This is a genomic window from Acinetobacter sp. UBA3025 (genome assembly GCF_002367915.1).
Classification (GTDB): Bacteria; Pseudomonadota; Gammaproteobacteria; order Pseudomonadales; family Moraxellaceae; genus Acinetobacter.
In genome coordinates this window covers 2,377-5,768 of record NZ_DFDO01000250.1, presented here as the reverse complement: position 1 = coordinate 5,768, position 3,392 = coordinate 2,377, and the positions used below count along the sequence as shown (strand labels likewise).

3 protein-coding genes are annotated in these 3,392 nt (G+C 44.1%); 1 reads left to right on the top strand and 2 read right to left on the bottom strand.

Annotation, left to right across the window (positions count from 1 at the left end):
• Both B4J23_RS10625 and efp read right to left on the bottom strand, forming a co-directional pair.
• A partial coding sequence (locus B4J23_RS10625) for a carbon starvation CstA family protein (RefSeq protein WP_291360534.1) occupies positions 1-1,344 on the bottom strand: 1,344 nt, incomplete at its 3' end.
• A 170-nt stretch (positions 1,345-1,514) separates the two neighbouring features.
• Positions 1,515-2,084, bottom strand: coding sequence for an elongation factor P (gene efp / locus B4J23_RS10620; RefSeq protein WP_004782608.1), 570 nt, complete (start codon positions 2,082-2,084; stop codon positions 1,515-1,517).
• Positions 2,085-2,462: 378 nt separating this feature from the next.
• Between efp and epmB the strand changes: the two genes are divergently transcribed.
• A partial coding sequence (gene epmB, locus B4J23_RS10615; protein WP_291360531.1) for an EF-P beta-lysylation protein EpmB occupies positions 2,463-3,392 on the top strand: 930 nt, incomplete at its 3' end.

Sequence of the window (3,392 nt, the reverse complement as noted above, 5' to 3'; positions counted from 1 at the left end):
CGCACCACCCGTACGTGACAGAATCGAATTCTCACCTACTTCCTGAGCCAAGAGAGTCAGCGCTTCAGGCGTTACCACAAAACCAAGATTACGTACTGCTTCAGCTGCAGTATCTACGGTTGTACCTAGTAGTGCTGCTGGTGAGTTGATCGCGAAGTACACACCTGGATCAAGAATCGCGGCACAGATCAAAGCCATGATCGCTACAAAGGATTCCATCAACATACCGCCATAACCGATTATCCGGATATCGCGTTCGTTATTGACCAGTTTCGGTGTCGTCCCTGAAGAAACCAGTGCGTGGAAACCGGAAATCGCACCGCAGGCAATGGTAATAAACAGGAATGGAAACATTGAACCAGCGAATACTGGGCCTGTACCATCGACAAATTTGGTAATCGCTGGCAATTTCATTTCCGGCATCGCGAACAGAATACCAATCGCCAGACCGGCAATTACACCAATTTTCAGGAAGGTCGATAAATAGTCACGTGGAGCAAGTAATAACCAGACGGGCAATACTGATGCAATAAAACCATAAATGATCAGTGCCCAAGTCAGTTCAGTACCAGTTAAAGTGAACAACTGTCCCCAGTATGGATGCTGTGCAACGTTTTCACCATAGATAATGCCAAGCATCATCAATACGAAACCAATGATCGAAACTTCTGCAATTTTACCCGGACGGATAAATCGCATGTAGATCCCCATGAAGATGGCGATCGGAATCGTAGCGGCAATACTGAACACGCCCCATGGACTATTGGTCAGTGCTTTGACAACCACTAGCGCCAATACTGCAAGGATGATGATCATTACGCCCAGCGCACCAAGCATCACGATAATACCAGCAAAGGTACCCAGTTCCTGTTTTGCCATTTCACCCAGTGAACGGCCGTCACGACGGGTAGAAATAAACAGTACCAGGAAGTCCTGTACCGCACCTGCCAGTACCACACCGACCAGTAGCCAGATCGTGCCTGGCAGATAACCCATCTGCGCTGCAAGGATTGGACCGACTAAAGGACCCGCACCGGCAATCGCGGCAAAATGGTGACCGAATAACACGCTTTTATTGGTCGGCACATAATCCAGACCATCACCCAGACGATGTGCGGGTGTTAAACGGCGTGCGTTCAGTTCAAAAACTTTATTGGCAATAAATAAACTGTAGAAACGGTAAGCGATGCTGTACACACAGGCTGCGGCCAGTACCAGCCAGACTGCATTCACATGCTCACCACGACTGAGTGCAAGTATCCCGAAGGAGACTGCCCCGACTATGGCTACCAGGAGCCAGATGATTTTCGAAGTCATGGTTGACTTCTGTTGTAAAGTTTCCATTCAATCCCTCATTTTGTGAAGCATATAAATCAGCGTGATTTTTTTATTCGAGGTACTGCTGTTTTCCCTTGCGACTTTACGCTTGTTCCTTTCGAATTCCTCTAAGACTTTGGCATAAAAAAAGGGATGATTTTAGTCATCCCCTTTGATAATAGTCTATTTTCCGACCATTATGCACGTTCTAAATAGTCACCAGTACGAGTGTCTACACGAACGCTTTCTTCTTGCTGAACGAATAATGGAACACGTACTACTGCACCTGTTTCAAGTTTCGCTGGTTTACCGCCACCGCCAGAAGTATCGCCACGAACGCCTGGATCAGTTTCAACAATTTTTAATACTACAAAGTTTGGTGGGCTTACTGTTAAAGGTACGCCATTCCACAACATGATAGTACATTTTTCATTTGAATCGTCTTTTAACCATTTTGCAGCATCGCCCATTGCTGTTTTATCAGCAGCGATCTGTTCGAAGGTTACAGGATCCATGAAGTTCCACATTTCGCCATCGTTGTACAAGTATTCCATTTCTACTTCTACGATGTCTGCAGCTTCTAGAGAATCACCAGATTTAAAAGTTTTTTCCAAAACTTTACCACTGCGAAGGTTACGTAATTTAACGCGGTTGAACGCCTGGCCTTTACCTGGTTTAACGTATTCGTTTTCCATGATTGAACATGGGTTACCATCAAGCATAACCTTCAGGCCAGACTTGAAATCGTTCGTAGAATAATAGGCCATGATTGGCTCACTCCAAACTTACTAACTTTAAGCTATTGATGCTATGGGCTGTTGCAATGTCATTTAGCAAGTCTGACACGAACATGAGTTGCCACATGCACATTCATTTAATGTTGCGTATTCTAAATGAGCAATACACCAAGTCGCAACGAAAAAATCGGTTTTAACTTGCTGACACTGCTTAACTTAACATCAGCTATTCCAATACTGGTGCACAACCAGTCTTCCAAGCACATAAAAGTCTCTATGCTTTTGCATACCATAGCAAACTGATCGTGTTTAGAGAAATTTTAGCCAGCTTTCACATTCCCATCTGTAGACAAACTGCTAAACTGCGCACTTCTGGCTATCGCCTTCATCTTTTTTTGATCTTCCGGCATGACACAGTATTTATATCAAGAAGCAAATTGGCAATCGCAACTGAGCGACCTGATTACCGATCCACAGGAACTACTGCAAATTTTACAGCTTTCTCCAGATCAGCTGTTATCTGGTGCTCTTCTGGCCTCTCAAGCCTTTAAATTACGTGTGCCACGAGCTTTTGTTTCCAGAATGCAGCCAGGCAATCCTTTAGATCCACTTTTATTACAAGTGTTACCGCATCATCTGGAACTGGAAGACCATCCGGGATTTGTCACCGATCCCCTAGGTGAAGAACAGGCCAACCAGCAGCCTGGTGTTCTACATAAATATAAGTCACGTTTTCTACTGACCTTGACCGGTGCCTGTGCAGTCCACTGTCGTTACTGTTTCCGACGCCATTTCCCCTATCAGGAAAACCTGCCTAAAAATGAGGACTGGATCAATATCAAACAATATCTGGAAAGCCAGCCAGATATTAATGAAGTAATTCTAAGCGGCGGCGATCCACTGACCTTATCTAACCGAAAATTAAAAACCTGGATTGAACGACTAGAATCGGTACCACATCTCAAATTTTTAAGAATACATTCACGAGTTCCTATTGTGATCCCAAACCGGATCGATGAAGAGCTACTAAGCATGTTAAAAAACAGTAGGCTACGTATTATTCTAGTGGTACACTCGAACCATGCATCAGAGCTGGATGACCTGACCTGTAAGCAGCTTAATCAGCTGGTTCAGCATCAGATCACGGTACTCAATCAGGCAGTTTTATTAAAAGGGGTTAATGATTCTGCTCAAGTTTTGATTGATTTAAGCTATCGCTTGTTTGATGCTGGCGTGATGCCCTATTATTTACATGTACTTGATAAAGTAAAAGGTGCGCATCATTTTGATTTACCTGCTGAGCACATCAATGAGATTTATACAGAAGTTTTAGCGAAC